This window comes from Halorhabdus rudnickae, assembly GCF_900880625.1.
GTDB classification, from domain to species: domain Archaea; phylum Halobacteriota; class Halobacteria; order Halobacteriales; family Haloarculaceae; genus Halorhabdus; species Halorhabdus rudnickae.
In genome coordinates this window covers 2,004,197-2,022,005 of sequence record NZ_CAAHFB010000001.1, presented here as the reverse complement: position 1 = coordinate 2,022,005, position 17,809 = coordinate 2,004,197, and the positions used below count along the sequence as shown (strand labels likewise).

Here is a 17,809-nt window from a genome sequence, read left to right as displayed (position 1 = left end):
CGATAGACATCAATTCGACGGATGAAATTCAAATTCAGCTCGGTGTTGGTCTTGGTGGCCCTCGGAGTGACCATCGTTACCAGTGGCTGTTTAGGAGTCTTTACCAGTGACGGGCCGCCCAGTCAGTTCAACGTCACGTTCGAGGAGCCGACAACTGGCGTTGTCTTCTCGAACCTCTCTTATGCTGGACACACGCGCAACCAATTGTCATACCCGATCGAAAATATCTCAGGCGAAGAATCTCTTGATCGGATTCAGTATTACGAGAAACGGGACAATGAATGGGAGAAATTGCGTGAGAGAAATTATACAGTAGGATATTATTCTATTGGGCTCAATGGTCCTGTGAGCAAACCCTACACCCCGAGATGGTACCAAATCCAGGGATGGAACGAAACCGAGGGCGTCCTGGACACGATCAACGTCACGATCCGCAATGAAGGGAGCGGGGGACTGTTCTCTTGATGTCGTCATCGTGGACTGAAGTTCCGATGATCCGGTACAGGCCTTCTCGTAGTCCACGAACGGCGTGACCTCAGCGACGCAGGACCGCCGACGCGAAGATCCCAATGAAACGCGAACCACGAACGCGACTTCCACTGGCGGGATCGAATTTATCATGCTGCCGAGAAAACATCTACGGAGAGAGATGTACGACAAGATCCTCCTCCCCGTCGACGACACGACCGGCAACGCCGAGGTCCTCCATCACGCCGCCGAGATCGCCACCTACCTCGACAGCGAGATCCGACTGTTGCACGTCGCCGACACCGAACAGCACAGCGTCACCCTCACCGACCAGGGCGTCGTCGACGGCCTCGTCGGCCGTGGCGAGGGGATCGTCGCCGACGCGGGCGAGACCCTAGAGACCCTCGATGTCGAGTACAGTACCGACATCGTCCAGGGGGTCCCGGCCGAAACGATCGTCGAGTACGCCACCGAGTTCGGGTACGACCTGATCGTGATGCCGACCCACGGCCGAGAGGGGCTCTCGCGGTACCTGCTGGGCAGCGTCACCGAGAAGGTCGTCCGACTGGCGGACGTGCCGGTCCTGACCGCTCGGATGCAGGGGGAGGACACGTTCGTGTTCCCGTACGAACGGATCCTCGTCCCGACCGACGGCAGCGACCCCGCGGAGCGGGCTGGCGAGCATGCCCTGGCGTTGGCCGAACGAACCGATGCGGCGATCCACCTGCTGTCGGTCGCCGAAGTCCCGAGCGTCGGGCCGGACATGCAGTCGATGATGACTGACGAGGAGTTCCAGCGTGCCGAGCGAGCGGCCGTCGAGGCGATCGCCAGCAGGGCAGCCGAGCGCGGCGTCGAGGTTACGACCCACGTCGAGACGGGCGCGGTCGACGAGGGGATCCTCACAGCCATCGACGAACACGACTGTCAGGCGGTCGTGATGGGGACGACCGGCCGCCGCGGCGTCGACCGGGTCCTGCTGGGCAGCGTCGCCGAGAAGACGGTCAGGTCGGCTCCCGTCCCGGTCGTGACCGTCCGGGGCGACCGGGAAGCGTGACGGATAGACGACCCCCGACCGGGGATCAGAGCCGACGCGTTCAAGGTCGCAGCCAGCCAGACCCCGACAATGGTAGGATCGAACGCGAAGGGCGACCGCCGCGAGCGCGAACTCGTCAACGAACTCGACGATGCGGGCTTTGCGGTGATGCGCGCACCGGCCAGCGGATCGGCTACCGAACGGGAGTTACCCGATGTCCTCGCCGGCGACGGGGGAAACTTCTACGCGATCGAGGCCAAGTCCAGCGCCGGCGATCCGATCTATCTCGACGGGGAAGAGGTCGAGAACCTGGTCTATTTCGCGCGGAACTTCGGTGCCAAGCCGCGCATCGGCGTGCGCTTCGACCGCGAGGACTGGTACTTCTTTCACCCGGCAGACCTCTATACGACTGACGCCGGAAGCTATCGCGTCAAGAAGGAGACGGCACTCGCGGACGGGACCGACTTCGCGGAACTCGTCGGAGAGTCCGAACGGACGAGTCTGACGGAGTTCGACGGCGACGAGGAGTGACCGATCACTCGACGGGGAGGCGCATTCTCTCGTCGGTGGCCCCGCTGATCGGCGATTGTGCCGACCGCCCGCTCCGTTCTGCGTCCGAAAGCGTCCCGACCTGACGGCGTTCCAGCCGGGACAGCGGGAACGCGTAGCGCTTTGGATTCGTCTCCCGGGCCACGTCGGCGATGTAGACGGCCTCGACCACAAGGTCGTCGTCGGGATACGCGCGATTGGTGGGGTATTCCGCGACGGTACAGTCGGCCTCGGAGAGCCAGACTTCCTCGGCACGGTCGGCGCGGACGGCGACAACGTGTAACCAGTCGCCGGTCTCGCGGTCGACGACACGGTCACCGTGCTCCAGCCGGCAGTGGGGACAGAGGTGCGGTTCCGGGGCCTCCTCGTCGACGAACGTCTCCGTTCCACAGGCGTCACAGGCGACTCGACGCTGTCCGGGCGGCGGGACGCGGCCCAGAGTCACCTCAAGGGCGACCCTGCGGAGGTGTTTACAGCGTTGCTTGCGGATCTCGTGATCGGGACAGGAACACGTTCGACCGGGCAGGTCGACGACGTAAGTGGCACCGCTCGCACTGTCGACAGCGTAGCGGTCGTCGCCGAGCGATCGGACGGCCATCGCTTCGGTCCAGGCTCGCGCGGCCCGGTCATCCATCGAGCGAGGGTCCGGTGGGAGTGGAACTCTATCGCCCCGGACTGGATGGGCAATATCGGTCATAGGGGATCGGACGCTTGTCGTTTCTCATCTGCGTCCACCTGAAATTACGGTCTCGGGATGCCTAAATCACACGGCTGGCCGAGTCCGGAGTTCCGGTTTCGATAGTTTCGACGGTCGGGAACGCTTCGAAGCGCTTTTGCACCGGCCAACGGAACGATTAGCAACGATCATGGACAGGGAAACGCAGTTACAGGTTGTCGTCTCTTCCGTCGTCGTCGTGCTGTTTATCGGCGTGTTGGCCACGCTGAGTACGGTATTTTCGACGAGCGGCAATGTGACCCAGATCGGCGGGTACGCGCTGGTGACGGCGCTGTTCGGGTTCATCGTCACCATCTCCGCCGCGGGACTGCTGGTGACGCGCTACGGGGTCAACGATGACGAAAGCGGCAGTGACGACAAGGACGACGACAACTAGTCGTTACTCTCAGCCTCACGTTCGCGCCAGTCGGTCATCTCTTCTTCGTCCGCGTCTTCGAGTTTCGCCTCGTAGTAGCCCAGCGGATGAGAGATCTCCTCACAGAGATCGTCCATGTTGACGCAGTCGCCGTAGGACTGCATCGTGGCACAGGCGGGTGGAGAGTATTCCGTCGGCGAGGTCTCCCCGCGGATGTGGTCGGTCTGGTAGCGAGTCATCTCCTCGCCAAAGCCCGGGTTCACCTCGTAGAGATCGACGATCTCGTCAGTGGACATACCGATCGAGGCGAGGAAAGAGGTGATCGCAAAGCGGGAGTGATGAGCGAGGTGTTCGCCCTTCTGGACCTGATCGAGCAGCGCGGTCATACACGGTGGGAACAGCTCGGGGACGACCGCATCGATGTCCCGCGTCAGGTCGAGTTCGTCCAGGCGCCCCTCGATCGCCTCGACGTCTTCGGCCAGCGCCTCGGCGATCGTGTCGGGGACGGTCAGCGGCAGTCCCGAAAGGATCCGATTCTCGACGGCTTGCCGGAGGAGTTCGAGCAGTTCCTCGCGCTCGACCGGCACGCGACCGTCGGCCAGCGAGCGGTTGACTAACGCCCAGTCGTCGCCGTACTGGCCGGCGGCCAGTTCCAGATAGGGACCGACGGCCACCGAGAACCGGTCGGCCTCCGTGAGATCGACAGTCCCGACCGGTTCGACCGCGTCCTGACGGTCGAACTCGGCCAGCAACGTTGCGAGGTCGAGGCCGCGACGGTCGGTCGTTCTGAAATCGCTCGCTTCGAGGTCCTCCCGGAATCGCTCGTGGGCCGTCGCGGCCTCCCCCCGTGCGTAGCGGTGGGTGAGCGCCGGCTGGTCGATCAACGAGACGAGTACGCGCGCGACAGGATAGGAAAGCAATTCGACGCGTGGGCGTCGGTGTGTATCGCCGACCGAGCCCTCGAACAGCGCCGAGACGACCCGCTCGCGGCCGCGATCGACCGCGGGGCCTCGCTCGGCGACGACGGTCGCCAGGTCGACGTCGGCCGCCTCGACGGCCTCGCGGGCAGCCTCCAGGAACGGATAGCGCGCGTGCAACGGCTCCATCGACGCAGGGGTACCAACCGTGGGCGAATAAACCCTCGGGAGCAACGATGTCACGACGCCTGTGTCACTGCTCGTACTTCGATTCGATCTCCTGAATGACGCTTTCGTCCTCACCGCCGTCGCTGACCGCACGGGCGTAGCGCTGGTACTCGTCGCGACTCACCTCGACGGTCCGGGTTTCGCCCTGTCGGGTGAGACGTAGTCTGACCGTCCCGTGAGGGTTATTACGGACATGATAGCCCGCCAGCGCCGAGAAGACGAACCACAGTGCCAGACAGCCACCGAGGAAGTAGACCACAGCGGTGTGAAACGCCAGCGACGACTCGCTGGCCGTCCAGTGGGCGGGATAGGCGTGCCAGTACAGCGCGACGCCCGCGACGGCGACGAGCGCACCGATTCCGACACCGATCCGCTGGCGCCGTGAGGACGGCAGCCCGGCGACCACGCCCAGCAGCGCCGCGGGGACGCCCAGGCCGGCGATCACGCCAGCGATCCGGTACGTGCCGCTCTGCTCGAGGCCGAACGTGCCGGACAGCGGCGTCGCGACGAGGACGATCCCGGTGACGATGGCGATTGCGCCGGCAGCGAAGACAGCAATCCCCGCATAGACGGCACGTGGGTTGCGGTCGCCCCACCGGGAATCACCGTAGGCGTCACCGAGACTCGGCATACCCGGGAGTTGGGCATCATCACACAAAACGATACGTCAGACGAGCGCAAGACCAGTTGCGACAGCCAACCGAACTACCGTCGAAAACGAGCGGTGAGCGCGAGTCGTCGGGCGAGGTCGATCGCGGTCGGTCGAGACGGCTGACGGTCTCGAACGCGGGAGTCAGTCGCTCTGGACGCGCGGGGCGAGCATGTAGGTGACCGAACCCTGCCCCTCGGCGATGTCGAAGTGCATCTTCACGGGGAACTCCTCGCCCAGTTCCATCCGGACCTCGGCGTCGCTCGGGATCGCCTTGTTCATGTCCTTGAGATAATCCAGCGAGAACAGCGATCGGGCGGGTCCGGCCGTCAGGTCGATCAGATCACCGCGGTCGAGTTCGAGGTGGACGTCGTCAGTGTCGCCCTCGGCATCGACGTAGAACAGCTCGTCGGTCTCGTCGACCCCCAGTGCGATGTGGTCGCTCACCATGTCAGAGGCCGTGACGGCCCGATCGAGGTCACGGCCTTCGAGGACGATCTCGGCGGCGAGATCCAGGTCTGGCAGGTCGGGTTCCTGGCGGATCGAGTCGGGATCGATCAGCGCAAGCGTATATTCCAGACCGTCGATGGCGATCTCGAGTTTCCGGGTCTCCTCGTCGAGTTCGAGGTGGATCAACTGGTCGGTCTCGGCCATGCCAGCGATGTCTTCCAGTCGCGAGAGGTTGACGCCGATGACGCCGCCGTCGGTCTCGTAGGACTCGAAGGCCGCTGCCTCGAGGAAGAGGTCCACCATGCCCACGTTGGCCGGATCGACGGCCCGGATGTGCAACCCGTCGTCCTCGAGTCGTAGCTTGCACTCCTCGACCAGCACGCTGACCGAATCCAGCGCCGCCCGCAACGTATCCGCGCTCACGATGGCGTTAAACATCTTGACGCGGAGTACGATCGCATCATTTAAAAAGACTTCATGTTCCCGACGGCGACGGCCGCCCGTCTCCCGGCGGCACGGACGGCGATCACGGGCTGTTCGTCCAGCCTCGCGAACGGGACTCCGCCACGAGCAGAATGTGAATCAGGAAACCGGGTGTCACTGCCGATCTGTCACGGCCAACCAGTTCGCCTGGAGCGGTCACCGAGTCGGTGGGTTTGTCACGACCCCAACGTCTGAGAACTCGAATCGAGTGCCCGCCTCCGAGGAGTGGACCGAGCCACTCCAGCCATGGCCCGAGACGACGCGTTCGATAATCAGCAGACCCAGCCCCCGTCTCTGCTCGCCGTACGATCCACCGAACAACGAGTCGGCGATCGCCGGCGGGAGGCCCGGACCCGTATCTTCGACTGCGAACCCATCTTCGGTTCGTTCGACGGTCACTGCCACGTCAGTGCCGCAATGTTCGTCGACGTTGCGAAAGAGGTTCTCGAACAACTGCCGGAGACGAGACGCGTCTGCCTGGATGGTTCGGTCGTCGACGATTTCGAGTGACGCGGCGTCGGGTTCGACGGTGTCCCAGGCGGCACGGGCGATCACCGAGAGCTGTACCGATTCACGCTCCCCGACATCGACCCCCTCTCTGGCGAGCGAAAGCGTGTCTGTGATCAGCGTTTCCATCCGACCAAGCGAGTCCACGACGATATCGAGGTACTCCGCTTCGGGATCCGTGGCCGTCTCGGCCGCGAGTTCGGTGTACCCGAGTGCGCTGGTCAACGGGTTGCGCAGATCGTGTGCGAGCACCCCCGCAAACTCGTTCAAGCGCTCGTTCTGGGTGTCGAGGGCCTGGTAGTGTCGCTCGCGCTCGATCTCGTGGCTGATCCACTGGGTCAGCAGTTCGACGAACCGCTGTTCGTCTTCTGTGAACTCTACAGCACGCGGCTCCTCTCCCGAGAAACACAGCGTCCCGTAGGTGTCCCCGTCCACGGTGATCGGCGCGCCGATGTAACACTGCAGACCGGTCACTTCCCGTGCGATATCGTCGCTGTACGCCGAGTCTCCGGCGTCAGTGATTACCACCAACGCCTCCTGGCCGACGACGTGGCGACACCAGGTCGTCTCCAGTTCGTGGACAGAACCGGTCTGGTAGTCACCGCTCTGGATCGTCGATCCGATCACTTCGTACTCGCCTGCACCCGTATACGAGAGGACGCCGTAGTCGACGTCAAGCCGGTCCTGACCGACGGAGATGGCCCGTTCGATCTTCTCGTCCAGTGACGCCGTCTCATCCACCCCCAGTTCGTACAGATCCCGAAAGTAGTCCCGGACTTCCTGTTCGCTCATAATCTGCTATTCCACTGGAATTACTATTCGTCTTCGGTCGAAAACCCGGCTCGTTCCATCGCACCCCACGTATCGACGCCTCTGAGATACTCGAAGAGACCATGCCACGCGACGATTGTCTTCCACTGTCGGTAGCCGAAATTCTCCAGGACACCGTACCAGAGCAGACGGAGCACCTGCCAGGGGCTGTCGTAGCGGTTGAAGCTCCAGACCTCGCTGAAGACACCGAACCACGAGAGGAAGACACCGAACCCGGTCGTCAGCAAAAAGAACACGACGAAAAACTCGATGTCCAAAAACCCGAAGTACCACGCCAGCGGCAACAGGACGTATCCCAACCCTTCGAGCAGCGGACCGATAGCCTCTGCCGCGACGAAAAAGGGCATGACGAACGTGCCGACGTGGCCGTATCGCGGATTGAACAACATCCGCCGGTGGGTGACGACCGTCTCGACCATCCCGCGGTACCATCGACGGCGCTGGCGACCCAGCACGCGGCGGGTTGCCGGGACTTCCGTCCAGGCCACGGGCTCGGGGACGAAATCGACGGTGTACTCCCGGTCTGCCTCCTTCAGATAACGGTGGAGTCGGACCACGATGTCGAAGTCCTCCGTGATGGTGTCGTGTCTGTACCCGCCGATATCCCTGACTGCGTCAGTCTGAAAGAGGCCGAAAGCGCCGGAGATGAGGATGAGACCGTTGATCCGGTTGAGTCCCAGCCGACCAGAGTAAAACGCCCGAAGGTACTCCATGACCTGCAGGCCAGCCAAGCCGGTCTTCGGCAACTCGACATCTTTGACGACGCCGTCTTCGATCGTACACTCGTTGGCGACACGGATCACGCCACCAGAGGCGACGGCTGTCGTGGGCGCTTCGAGGAAGGGTCGAACCAGCGACAGCAGTGCGTCCCGATCGATAACCGTATCCGAGTCCACCGCACAGAACAGTCCCATTTCGGTCAGCCAGATGCCGGCGTTGAGAGCGTCGCTCTTTCCGCCGTTTTCCTTGTCGACGATCAGCAACTCCTCGTAGGTCGTCGATCGGTAGACGTCGTGGATCTCTTCTGTGGGGATGTCGAAGGGGATATCGGCGTCGACGACTTCGAGGTCGAAGTTCTCGATCAGACGGGAGAGCGTCGCGTCCGTTGAGCCGTCGTTGACCACGATCACCTCCAGCTCAGGATAGTTCAGCGACAGCATCGACTGGACACTCTCGACGATTGTCGCCTCCTCGTTGTACGCGGGGACGACGACACCGATACCGGGGTAAAAAGGACTGGCAAACTTCCTGAACGGCGGATCCCAGTGAGACTCCGCGACGTCCTCACGGAGTTCGAGCAACGCGAGGACGTGCAACAGTAGGTACCAGGTGTTGACCACGACGTAGTAACTGATGAGGAACAAGCCAAAGAGAGTCAGCCCGGTCGAGAGGACGTGTTCGATCGAGTGCATCTTATCCACCTACCTGTTCGCCGCCTGTCTCGCGAGCGAGGCGATCGTAGGTCGCGTGTTCGGCGCTCCAGTCCCAGGCATCGCCCAGTACTGCTCCGGCGTCGGTGTCGATCCGGTCGCGGCGTCCGACGAGCGCCGTCGTCCCCAGTGTGAGCGCTCGCGGGTGCTTCTCTTCGACGAGTGCGAACAGGAGTATCGAGAGCGCTTTCTGATCACCCCACGTCGCCAGCATCTGGTAGACGGCTGCTCGTACGCGTGGGGAGGGGTCGTCTGTCGCCCGCTCGAGGAACATCTGATCGCGGAGCGATGCTCGCCAGCCGAAGCTACCGAGTGCCTCGGCCGCGGCCGCGCGGATCGCCTCGTTTTCGGTCTCGAGGGCGGCCGTCAGCCAGTTCAGATCTCCATCGCGGACGCTCGTTTCCAGGTGTGCACACACCGCAAGCACCTGTGCCAGAAGGGGTTCCGGCCAGGCGTCGTACTCACTGCTTGCCGTCTGCAACAGCGGTCCCGGGTCGGCCCTCGCGACCCGATACAGCGTGTCCTGTCCGAACACGGTGAACTGCTCGTCGGTCCCGTCGAGCAGGATCGAGACGCCAGTTGCCGCGTCAGGCAGGCGATCACTTGACTGCAAGAGGGTCACCATCGCCGCCCGCTCGTTGGGCGTCGTCGGTTCGAACGACGACTCAAGGATGGGCTCCGGACGTTGCAGTATCGTCAGCCACGTGAGTGCGTCCAATCGCGTGTACATGTTTCTGTTTGAGAGCTGGCCAGCGGCACGCTCGGGTATGCCCAACGCCTCGCCGAGCCCGCGGAGCTGTGTGGCCTCCTGTCCGTCCAGTTCCCGGAGGTGTTCGTCGAGTAGGGACTCAGTGACCTCTCGCTCAACGTGGGATAACTCCTTGACCCACGCGCCCCAGTCGGGTTCTTCGGCGAACAGACGCTCGAACAGTTCCTCCCGGAGGACAGGGCGGACCCGATCACGCCGAGTTTCGTTGACCGACCGATAGACCGACAGCGAGATCGTGAGGAAAAACGAGATTCCGAGCGCGAGGCCGATGACCAGCGCGACAGCTACGAGGACCACCTCCAGCGGAACGGTATACCCGAACACGACCACGTCAGCCATCAATGGCCTCCCCAGTATGCGGACAGTCGGGTGTATGCAGGTGACACATAGCGGAGTCTAGGGGTGACAGATGCCAGGGTGAAGAGACAGCAAACAGGATTAACCATCGACGTGTCTCCGAATCCTGGCCAGTAGTTCCGTGCTCCGAAACGGTTTGGTGACATAATCATCGACGCCGGACTCGAACCCTTCGAGGACGTGTTCTTCCCGGCCTCGAGAGGTCAGCATCACGATCGGGAGATCTGACCTGACTGCGAGCTCTCCCCCGCGGATCATCCTCACGAGCCTGGTTCCGTCCAGCCGGGGCATCATCACGTCCAGAACAGCGAGATCCGGCTCGTACCCGCTGTCGAGCAGATCGGCAGCCTCGCGCCCGTCTTCACAGACGCACACGTCGTACCCGGCCGCGCTCAGGCGGTGGTCGACGAGCCGCCGAATCGTTTCGTCGTCGTCGACGACGAGGACGTTCCCTGTCATTAGCTTATAGATGATACCTAGTTGGATAAAAGCGCATCCCATAGCAACCCATCCCGCGAGGCGTTAATGGGGTTCGAGCCGCTCGATTGGATATGGATAGGCGTCGGTTTCTGGCGTCGGTCGGTGTCGGCGGGGTCACGGGTCTGGCCGGCTGTCCGGCAGGGTCGGAAGATGGGTCCCCGGACGAAACGAGCACAAAGACAGGGTCCGGGACGGGACGGACTCGTTCAACATCGACGGACCCAGATCCAGCGACGACAGCGCCACGAGAGGAGACTCACATCCCGTTTCGAGTCGGTGAAGAGGGCTTCGAACGGAGGACCGACGACGGCTACGTCCCGCTTACCGCCCGTGGGATCAATCTGGGAATGACGAAACCCGGCGCGTTCCCGGGTCAGGCGGCGATCACCCGCGAGGAGTACGACCGGTGGATCGCCGCGATGGGTGAGATCACAAACGTGGTTCGAACCTATACGATCCATCCACCCGAATTCTACCGTGCGCTTGCGGCCTACAACGAGTCGGCGACCGACCCGCTGCTGGTTTTGCAGGGAACGTGGGTCCCGACGCCCGCCCTCCTCGAAGCCGAGGACGCCAGTGAACTGTCTGCGACCGTCGATCGGGGGCTTCAGCGGACTGTCGACGTGCTCCACGGCGCGACGACACTCCCGGACCGACCAGGCCACGCAAGCGGGACATACGACGCCGATGTCAGTGACGCGACGCTCGGCCTGCTGTTCGGAATCGAGTGGCCGCCGGAGGTCGTCGTCGCAACCAACGAGGCCGACAGCGTCGAGTCGGCCGAGAGCCGCTACCTCCAGGCAGGAGGCGCGCCGGCGTTCGAGCGGTGGCTCGCAGGCCGGCTAGATCGGGCCATCGCCCACGAGATGGAGACGTACAACACCCAGCACCCGGCCGCGTTCGTCAACTGGGTGACGACCGATCCACTCTCCCATCCCTACGAACCGTTTCCTGACGAGGATCGAGTCGGTATCGACCCGGACGCGATCAGTGCCACCGACGACTTCAGCGCGGGGACATTTGCCGCGTATCACGCCTATCCGTACTATCCTGACCTGCTCAACGAGACGCCGAAATACGTCGAGTACGTCGACCACCGCGGCGAGCAGAACAGTTACGCGGGCTATCTGAACGATCTCGTGGACGCGACGGCCCATCCGCTCGTGGTCGCCGAGTTCGGCGTCCCGAGTTCCCGGGGTATCGCCCACCGACACGTTCACGGCCGCGATCAGGGCCGTCACACCGAGACCAGACAGGGCGAGATTGTCGCCGCGATGTACGAGGACATCCGCCACGCCGGTGCGGCCGGCGGGATCGCCTTCGCCTGGCAGAATGAGTGGTTCAAACGCACCTGGAATCTCGACGCCCGCTCGGTGTCGGGCCGTCGCCCCTTCTGGTCGAACATCGAGACGCCCGAGCAGCGATTCGGTTTGCTGGCGTTCGACCCGGTCGATGGCGTCTCCCTTGGCGGTACGGACGAGGAGTGGACCGACGCGAAGCGTGTCCCGGCGACCACGGTCACCGACGCCTCGGCCCGATCGCTCGAAGCCGTCCGCGTGACCCACGATTACGAAGGCTTGTGCGTCCGACTGGCGTTGGCCCGATCGGACGCGCCGATCGACTGGGCCGTGACCAACGCGATGGTGACCGTCGGGTTGACCGGTCGATCGACCACGCTTCCCTTCGGGACAGGTGTGACGGCACCAGCGGACTTCGTAGCTCAGTTGTCAGGCCCGGCCGATTCGAAACTCCTTGTCGAATCGTCCTACGACGCCTTCGCACGCGAGTTCGGCTCGCTGGCGGGGCTGGACATCGACGCCTATCGCAGCGGGGATGCCGGGTTCGTCCCGGTTCGTGAGCCGGTCAACCTCGGCTACACGGTCCCGGCGACCGACGAGCGGGTGCCGTTCGACGCGGTCGAGACGGGACAGCTGCGGTACGGCAACGGCGACCCGGACGCGGCCGCCTACGACTCGCTGACCGATGTCTACGCTGCCCCAGACGGCGCGGTAGTCGAACTCAAACTCCCGTGGACCCTGCTGAACGTTGCGGATCCATCGAGCAAGCGCCGGATCCAGACCGCCTGGGAGTCCGGGCTCGACCGCACGGCGTTCGATGGTGTCGAGATCGGCGTCGTGACCTATCAGACGGAAGCCGACTCCGCCCAGTCCGATGCCGTCGCCCTCGATAGCGCCGCCGCCGGGATCGACAGGGGGACACTCCGGACAACGACCTACGAGTGGGACACTTGGAATCAACCCAGCTACGACGAGCGACTCAAGGAGTCCTACGAGGTACTCCGCCGATCGGGATGGGCCGGGAGTCTGTAACCCCCAGAGAGCGGATATTGTGGTGTATTCCCCGATCCGGTACGGGCACAGGCGAACTCACGGACTCTCGCCGACGCTATGCGATGTCCCTTTCCGCTTTGACGGCGTCTCTTCGTGTATGAACGTCGATTCGCCCGCGATCTCCATCCAGCAGATGGGACGAATTCCGGTGAGCATCTCATGAGTGGCAGAGACGAGTACTACAACTACTCGGCCCGGTAACTACCAACTGAACGCGTCAAATCGACGCCGGCAGTCACTTTCCAGAAGGAACGAGTACCGACTACTCGTGGCCCCGGGATCAAAACGCGGTGACGATATCTTCTATCGAAAAGAGGCGGAGGTCGTCGCGCTCTTCTGCGGCCTCGATAAGACTCTGATTGAAGCCGTTCAGGGAGAACAAACAGAACTCGGAGGCGACGTCGCCCCCGCCCTGGGGCGTCCAACGGATGTCCGCCACGTCGTGTTCGAGGTTGGCCAGTACGTCGTACCCCATCGGCTGGCTAGTGAACTTGCACTCGCCAGCGACCATCGTTTCGCCAGTCGTCAGTCCGACCACGTCGATCTCCTGCTCCTGATACCACCAGCGGCCCACGCGATTGAACGTGTACCCGTCATAGAGGTTGTACACGGCGGCTCGACACAGTTCCTCGAACTTCGGACTGACCGCGTCCGCGAGGTACGGTTCGATCAGCTCCTCGTAGGCATCGGTGCCTGCCCGGTCGTACTTCTCACCCTGTCCGTAGACGAATCGGAACCAAAATCGGAACAGCGCATCCGTCAACACGTACTGCCCGCGCCGGGATTGCGCGGGGTTCTCGGTCACCGGCACCTCCCGGTCGACGATTTCTAAGTCCTGCAGGTTCTTCAGGTAGTGACTGATCTGGTCGGAGTCGATGCCAGCTGCCTGCGCGATCTCGTTCGGAGTCGCGTTCCCGGCGGCAATCGTCTTCAGAATCGAGAAATAGCGATTTGGATTCTCCAATTCGGTGCGCAGTACGTACTCGGGTTCGTCGTGGAGAAACCCCCGCTTGGAGAGGACGGCATCCCGAATGTTGTCCCGCAGTGGCCGGTCGTCGTCAACGGCCTGCAGGTAGTGTGGCGTCCCGCCAAAGACGCCCCACGCCAGCACCGTCTCTTCGAGGTCGTAGTCGGGGACGAACTCCGTGGCAGCATCGAACGGCAATTCCTCCAGCTGGAGGCGCATATCAAACCGGCCGTGAAGTGGGCTCCCGCCACTCATCACCGACTCCTTCATCATACTAATCGACGAGCCGACGAGCACCAGCGTGGCACTCCTGTCTTCGACCTCGTGATCCCACAGCCGCTGGATGACCGAAGGGAGGCCCTCGTCGCTTTCGATGAGGAACGGAAACTCGTCGAGGACGATCAGCGCGTCCTGCTCGAAAAGGTAACCGAGGACATCTTCCCACTCGCGGCGGATGCGCTCGATGCCCGAGAAGGTTCTCGCCGCCTCCGCCACGAAATCGTCGAGTTGCACCTGTTTCGTCGTTTCCGTGGCCTGGTAGTAGACGACATCGTCCCGGCCACGAATGGAGTGTTCGACCAGTTCCGTCTTTCCCACACGCCGGCGGCCCCAGACGGTGATCAGCGACGGCTCGTCGGTGTCGTACCGCTCTTTGAGAGCTGCAATGTCCGCACCGCGGTCGACGAACGCATCCATATCCCCACAATCTGGGGCCACCGCAATAACAGCGTCGGCTAAGGTAGATTAAGATAGGGTATTTTAGAATACCTTATTTTGAACTACCTAACCTGGAACTTCCGGTGAGTGGGGCGATAATTATCCGAAGCCACTGCCGTCGTCGCCATATGCCAGGTTCCCAGTTCGACTCCAGCAAGGACGGCAAAGGCGCGCTGGTCACAGTTCATGGAGTCAGACGATGAGAACGGCTGTGAGACAACTGTATTCACACAGGTGCAACGGTATTGTGATTTCACGATTCGGTCCTTGCGTGGCGGCGCGCCGAGGCTGTCGTCGCCGACGCTATCCGATGTCCCTTTCCGCTTCGACGGCGTTTCTTCGTGTATGAACGTCGATTCGCCCGCGATCTCCATCCAGCAGATGGGACGAATTCCGGTGAGCAGCTCATGAGTGGCAAAGACGAGTACTACAACCGCGCAAAGCAGGAAGGCTACCGCGCCCGCTCGGCGTACAAACTCCGGCAGCTCGACGAGACGGCAGACTTACTGGGAACCGAGCGGACCGTCGTCGACCTGGGGGCGGCCCCCGGCGGGTGGCTCCAGGTCGCCGCCGAGCGCCTCGGGGATGGCGGCCGCGTGGTCGGCGTCGACCGCCAGCGTATCGGCCCCCTCGAAGACCCAGACGTTCCCGTCGAGACGATCCGGGGGGACATCACCGAAGAATCGACAGTCGAGGCCATCACCGAGGCCGTGGGGTCGGCCAACCTCGTCCTCTCGGACATGGCCCCGAACGTCACCGGCGAGTACGATCTCGATCACGCCCGGTCGGTTCACCTGGCCCGGCAGGCGCTGGACGTGGCACTGGAAATCCTCGACGCGGGCGGCGATCTCGCAGTCAAGGTCTTCGACGGCCGGGACCTCCAGGACCTGAAAACGGATGTCGAAACGGAATTCGAGTACGTCCGGGAGGTGCGTCCGGACGCCTCGCGTGATTCGTCCTCGGAGCTGTATCTGGTCGGCAAGAGTCGTCTGACGGCACCCGTTCGAGAGGGCGACACGATAGAGGTCGAGATTGTCGACGAGGGGAGTGAAGGCGACGGCATCGCGAAGGTCGATGGGTTCACGCTGTTCGTCGCGGGCGCAAGTGAGGGCGAGACCGTAACGGTCCGGGTTGACGACGTCAAACCGCAGTATGCGTTTGCCCAGCTACTCGAGTGAGAGACAAAGTTCGGGGGGCCGATCAGTCGCCCATCACGGGGGAGGGCGAGCGGTCGTGACGGCGGACGAACCCGACGACGGTATAGACGAAGGGCGTATCAAGCAGCGCGACGCCGAGTTTGACGAGATACTGGCCGACCATCAGTCCGAGCGCGTCGCCGACGGGCATGCCTTGGAAGGCGATGAACGCGACCGTAATGAAGATCACCGTGTCCACGGCCTGGCTGGTCAACGTCGACCCGATATTGCGCAGCCACAAGAAGCGACCGTCCGTACGGTCCCGCAGCCAGTGGAAAGTGACGACATCGAGATTCTGACTGACGAGATATGCAAGCATACTCCCGACGGCGATGCCCGTACTCGAGCCCAGCACCTTTGCAAAGGCCGACTGGCCGACAGGAGACTCCGCAAAGATCGGGGCCTCGATCGCGAGCCAGACCAGCGCCAGCAGGACGAAGTTCATCGCGAACGCGACGTTGACCAGCCGCGTCGCGTCCCGGCGACCGTACAGTTCGGCGTAACAATCGGAGGCGAAAAACGTCACCGCGTAGGCAAAGGCCGCTGCGGGAACGAGTATTGTCGGCCCGGCGAGCGGGATCGAAACGGGGAGGTCGATCCCGACGATCTTGCTCGCAGTGACCTGTGACGTGACCAGGGCAGTGACGAACACCGCGATCAAGCCGAGCCGCGGGAGCGGTAGTGGTGAAGACCGATTAGTGCTCATCGTCGAACCTCCCCTGTCGTTCGTCGATCTCGTCGAGGATATCCAGTGTCTTGCGGATCGACGCCCGGATCGCCTCGCTGCGGTTGACGAACTTTCCGTCCTCGCCGACATGAGTATCCAGGTCCGCGATCAGTTCCGCGGGCACCTCGACGCTTATCTTGGGCATACCGAGAGATTATCCCTGGAATACTTCAGCGTCGCGTTTTCAGCTGAAAGACTTGCCGGCCAGACAATCTTTCGAATGGCTTGAAACGTGACGGATAACGAGATCTCTTGGACAGGAATGAACGAGAGCCAGAGCGTGAAGATGGCCAAGCGGTTCATCGAACGGGGCCACCGCCGTGACCGAGCGATTGATGGCATCGAGAGCAGTATCGACTGACGAAACGAACACTGAAAGGTGAGAGTATGGTCGAGACACTACTCGTCGTTGGGGTTCTGATCGCCAGTTTCGTCGCGTACAACGTCGGTGGCGCGACGACCGGGCCGGCGTTCGGGCCGGCCGTCGGCGCGGGTGCGATCGGAAAGGTCGCCGCCGCCGGGCTGATGTCGGTGAGTTTCTTCCTGGGTGCGTTCACCATCGGTCGCCGGGTCGTAGACACACTGGGGCGAGACCTGCTGACCGATCCGGGCGTGTTCACCCTGCCGGTCAGCATCGTCGTTCTCTTTTTCATCGGCGGGGCACTCTTGCTCGGCAACGTCTCGGGTGCGCCGGCCTCGACATCGATGACGGCCGTCGGTGCGATCGCCGGCCTGGGGGTGGCCTCCGGGACGCTCGACTGGGCGGTCGTCGGCGGGATCGTCTCCTGGTGGCTCGCCTCGCCGATACTCGGCTTCTGGATTTCGGCGGTGATCGGCCGGTACTTCTACCCGCGCTTGCGACGGTTGATCTCGATCGATCAGTCCGACGGGCCGCTCGTGGTCTTCGAACGAGAAGGTGTGCTCCCGCGCCCGGTCGCCGGACCAGGAACAAGTCGCCGGGAGTTCGTCGGGACACTCGTCCTCGTGGCGATCGGGTGTCTGATGGCCTTCTCCTCGGGGACGAGCAACATCGCCAACGCGGTCGCGCCACTGGTCGGGTCGGGCGAACTCGACATGGACGTCGCCATCGTCGTCGGGTCGGCAACGGTGGCGATCGGGGCGTTCACCATTGCCCGCCGGACGATGGAAACCCTGGGCAACGACATCACCGACCTGCCGCTGACGGCGGCGATCGTCGTCGCAGTCGTCGCGTCGTCGATCGTCATCGCGTTGTCGGCGGCGCGTATCCCCGCGAGTTTCGTGATGATCGCGACGACCTGCATCGTCGGACTGGGCTGGGGACGGGCGACCCGGGCTGTCGCACTCGAAGACGCCGTCAGGGGATCGGAAACGCCACAGGTGTCCGTGGGTGCGCTGGCCGCAGACGAGGACGAGGCCACCGTCGGCGAACCTGGCCTGTCCGACCCCGACCACGCGGAACCCGAGCCGATCGAGGAGGGAGATGGCGAGGATATTCCGGACGCCTCGGACCTGTTCGACCCGAAAACGACCGGGCGGGTCCTTCTCATGCAGAACATCGTCCCCGTACTCGCCACAGTCGCCTCGGTGGTGACGTTCGAACTCGTGTTCGCGCTGTGAGTCGGTCGGC

Annotated in this window: 18 protein-coding genes; 7 read left to right on the top strand and 11 right to left on the bottom strand. The window is 63.0% G+C overall.

The features are described from left to right. The first annotated feature begins 21 nt into the window (after nt 1-21). The 3 genes from BN2694_RS10185 to hjc all read left to right on the top strand — a co-directional run bounded on the left by BN2694_RS10185 (nt 22) and on the right by hjc (nt 2,032). Nucleotides 22-465: a hypothetical protein gene (locus tag BN2694_RS10185; RefSeq protein WP_135664781.1), complete on the top strand. Its 444-nt coding sequence runs from the start codon at nt 22-24 to the stop codon at nt 463-465. Between the two features lie 184 nt (nt 466-649). Then, nucleotides 650-1,522 (top strand): universal stress protein, encoded by an 873-nt coding sequence (locus BN2694_RS10180; protein WP_135664778.1) that lies wholly within the window; start codon nt 650-652, stop codon nt 1,520-1,522. Nucleotides 1,523-1,591: 69 nt separating this feature from the next. Further along, entirely contained in the window at nt 1,592-2,032 is a 441-nt protein-coding gene (gene hjc / locus BN2694_RS10175) for a Holliday junction resolvase Hjc (protein ID WP_135664775.1), read from the top strand. Between the two features lie 4 nt (nt 2,033-2,036). On the opposite strand, the gene BN2694_RS10170 is transcribed toward hjc, so the two are convergent. After that, entirely contained in the window at nt 2,037-2,747 is a 711-nt protein-coding gene (locus tag BN2694_RS10170; RefSeq protein ID WP_244605400.1) for an SWIM zinc finger family protein, read from the bottom strand. 169 nt (nt 2,748-2,916) lie between these two features. Between BN2694_RS10170 and BN2694_RS10165 the strand changes: the two genes are divergently transcribed. Continuing rightward, entirely contained in the window at nt 2,917-3,162 is a 246-nt protein-coding gene (locus tag BN2694_RS10165; protein WP_135664772.1) for a DUF7472 family protein, read from the top strand. Here BN2694_RS10165 and priL read toward each other — a convergent pair. From priL to BN2694_RS10130, 7 genes are all read right to left on the bottom strand, one after another. Then, complete coding sequence (gene priL, locus BN2694_RS10160) at nt 3,159-4,247, bottom strand: DNA primase regulatory subunit PriL (protein ID WP_135664769.1); 1,089 nt, start codon at nt 4,245-4,247, stop codon at nt 3,159-3,161. The two genes, BN2694_RS10165 and priL, sit on opposite strands and share 4 nt — an antisense overlap. 64 nt (nt 4,248-4,311) lie before the next feature. Next, nucleotides 4,312-4,917 carry a DUF7139 domain-containing protein gene (locus tag BN2694_RS10155; RefSeq protein ID WP_135664766.1) on the bottom strand — a complete coding sequence of 202 codons (606 nt, stop codon included), beginning with the start codon at nt 4,915-4,917 and terminating at the stop codon, nt 4,312-4,314. A 162-nt stretch (nt 4,918-5,079) separates the two neighbouring features. Further along, entirely contained in the window at nt 5,080-5,823 is a 744-nt protein-coding gene (locus tag BN2694_RS10150) for a DNA polymerase sliding clamp (protein WP_135664763.1), read from the bottom strand. A gap of 201 nt (nt 5,824-6,024) precedes the next feature. Then, on the bottom strand, nt 6,025-7,167 hold the full coding sequence (locus BN2694_RS10145; RefSeq protein WP_135664760.1) for a sensor histidine kinase: 1,143 nt from the start codon (nt 7,165-7,167) through the stop codon (nt 6,025-6,027). Nucleotides 7,168-7,190: 23 nt separating this feature from the next. After that, complete coding sequence (locus BN2694_RS10140) at nt 7,191-8,618, bottom strand: glycosyltransferase family 2 protein (protein WP_135664757.1); 1,428 nt, start codon at nt 8,616-8,618, stop codon at nt 7,191-7,193. Between the two features lies 1 nt (nt 8,619). Next, on the bottom strand, nt 8,620-9,744 hold the full coding sequence (locus tag BN2694_RS10135) for a HEAT repeat domain-containing protein (protein ID WP_135664754.1): 1,125 nt from the start codon (nt 9,742-9,744) through the stop codon (nt 8,620-8,622). A gap of 99 nt (nt 9,745-9,843) precedes the next feature. Then, nucleotides 9,844-10,221 (bottom strand): response regulator transcription factor, encoded by a 378-nt coding sequence (locus BN2694_RS10130; protein WP_135664751.1) that lies wholly within the window; start codon nt 10,219-10,221, stop codon nt 9,844-9,846. Nucleotides 10,222-10,313: 92 nt separating this feature from the next. On the opposite strand from BN2694_RS10130, the gene BN2694_RS10125 reads away from it, so the two are divergent. Further along, nucleotides 10,314-12,572, top strand: a complete 2,259-nt coding sequence (locus BN2694_RS10125) for a hypothetical protein (protein ID WP_244605399.1) — start codon at nt 10,314-10,316, stop codon at nt 12,570-12,572. A gap of 301 nt (nt 12,573-12,873) precedes the next feature. On the opposite strand, the gene BN2694_RS10120 is transcribed toward BN2694_RS10125, so the two are convergent. After that, nucleotides 12,874-14,256, bottom strand: a complete 1,383-nt coding sequence (locus tag BN2694_RS10120; protein ID WP_135664747.1) for an ATP-binding protein — start codon at nt 14,254-14,256, stop codon at nt 12,874-12,876. 428 nt (nt 14,257-14,684) lie between these two features. Here BN2694_RS10120 and BN2694_RS10115 point away from each other — a divergent pair, with 428 nt between their 5' ends. Continuing rightward, a complete protein-coding gene (locus BN2694_RS10115; RefSeq protein ID WP_135664744.1) occupies nt 14,685-15,455 on the top strand; it encodes a 23S rRNA (uridine(2552)-2'-O)-methyltransferase in 771 nt (256 codons plus the stop codon). A gap of 22 nt (nt 15,456-15,477) precedes the next feature. On the opposite strand, the gene BN2694_RS10110 is transcribed toward BN2694_RS10115, so the two are convergent. Both BN2694_RS10110 and BN2694_RS10105 read right to left on the bottom strand, forming a co-directional pair. Next, nucleotides 15,478-16,179, bottom strand: coding sequence for a queuosine precursor transporter (locus BN2694_RS10110; RefSeq protein ID WP_135664742.1), 702 nt, complete (start codon nt 16,177-16,179; stop codon nt 15,478-15,480). Beyond that, on the bottom strand, nt 16,169-16,345 hold the full coding sequence (locus BN2694_RS10105; RefSeq protein WP_135664739.1) for a ribbon-helix-helix domain-containing protein: 177 nt from the start codon (nt 16,343-16,345) through the stop codon (nt 16,169-16,171). Before BN2694_RS10105 ends, BN2694_RS10110 begins: the two co-directional genes overlap by 11 nt. Before the next feature lie 242 nt (nt 16,346-16,587). On the opposite strand from BN2694_RS10105, the gene BN2694_RS10100 reads away from it, so the two are divergent. Beyond that, entirely contained in the window at nt 16,588-17,799 is a 1,212-nt protein-coding gene (locus BN2694_RS10100; RefSeq protein ID WP_135664736.1) for an inorganic phosphate transporter, read from the top strand. The last annotated feature ends 10 nt before the right edge of the window (nt 17,800-17,809 follow it).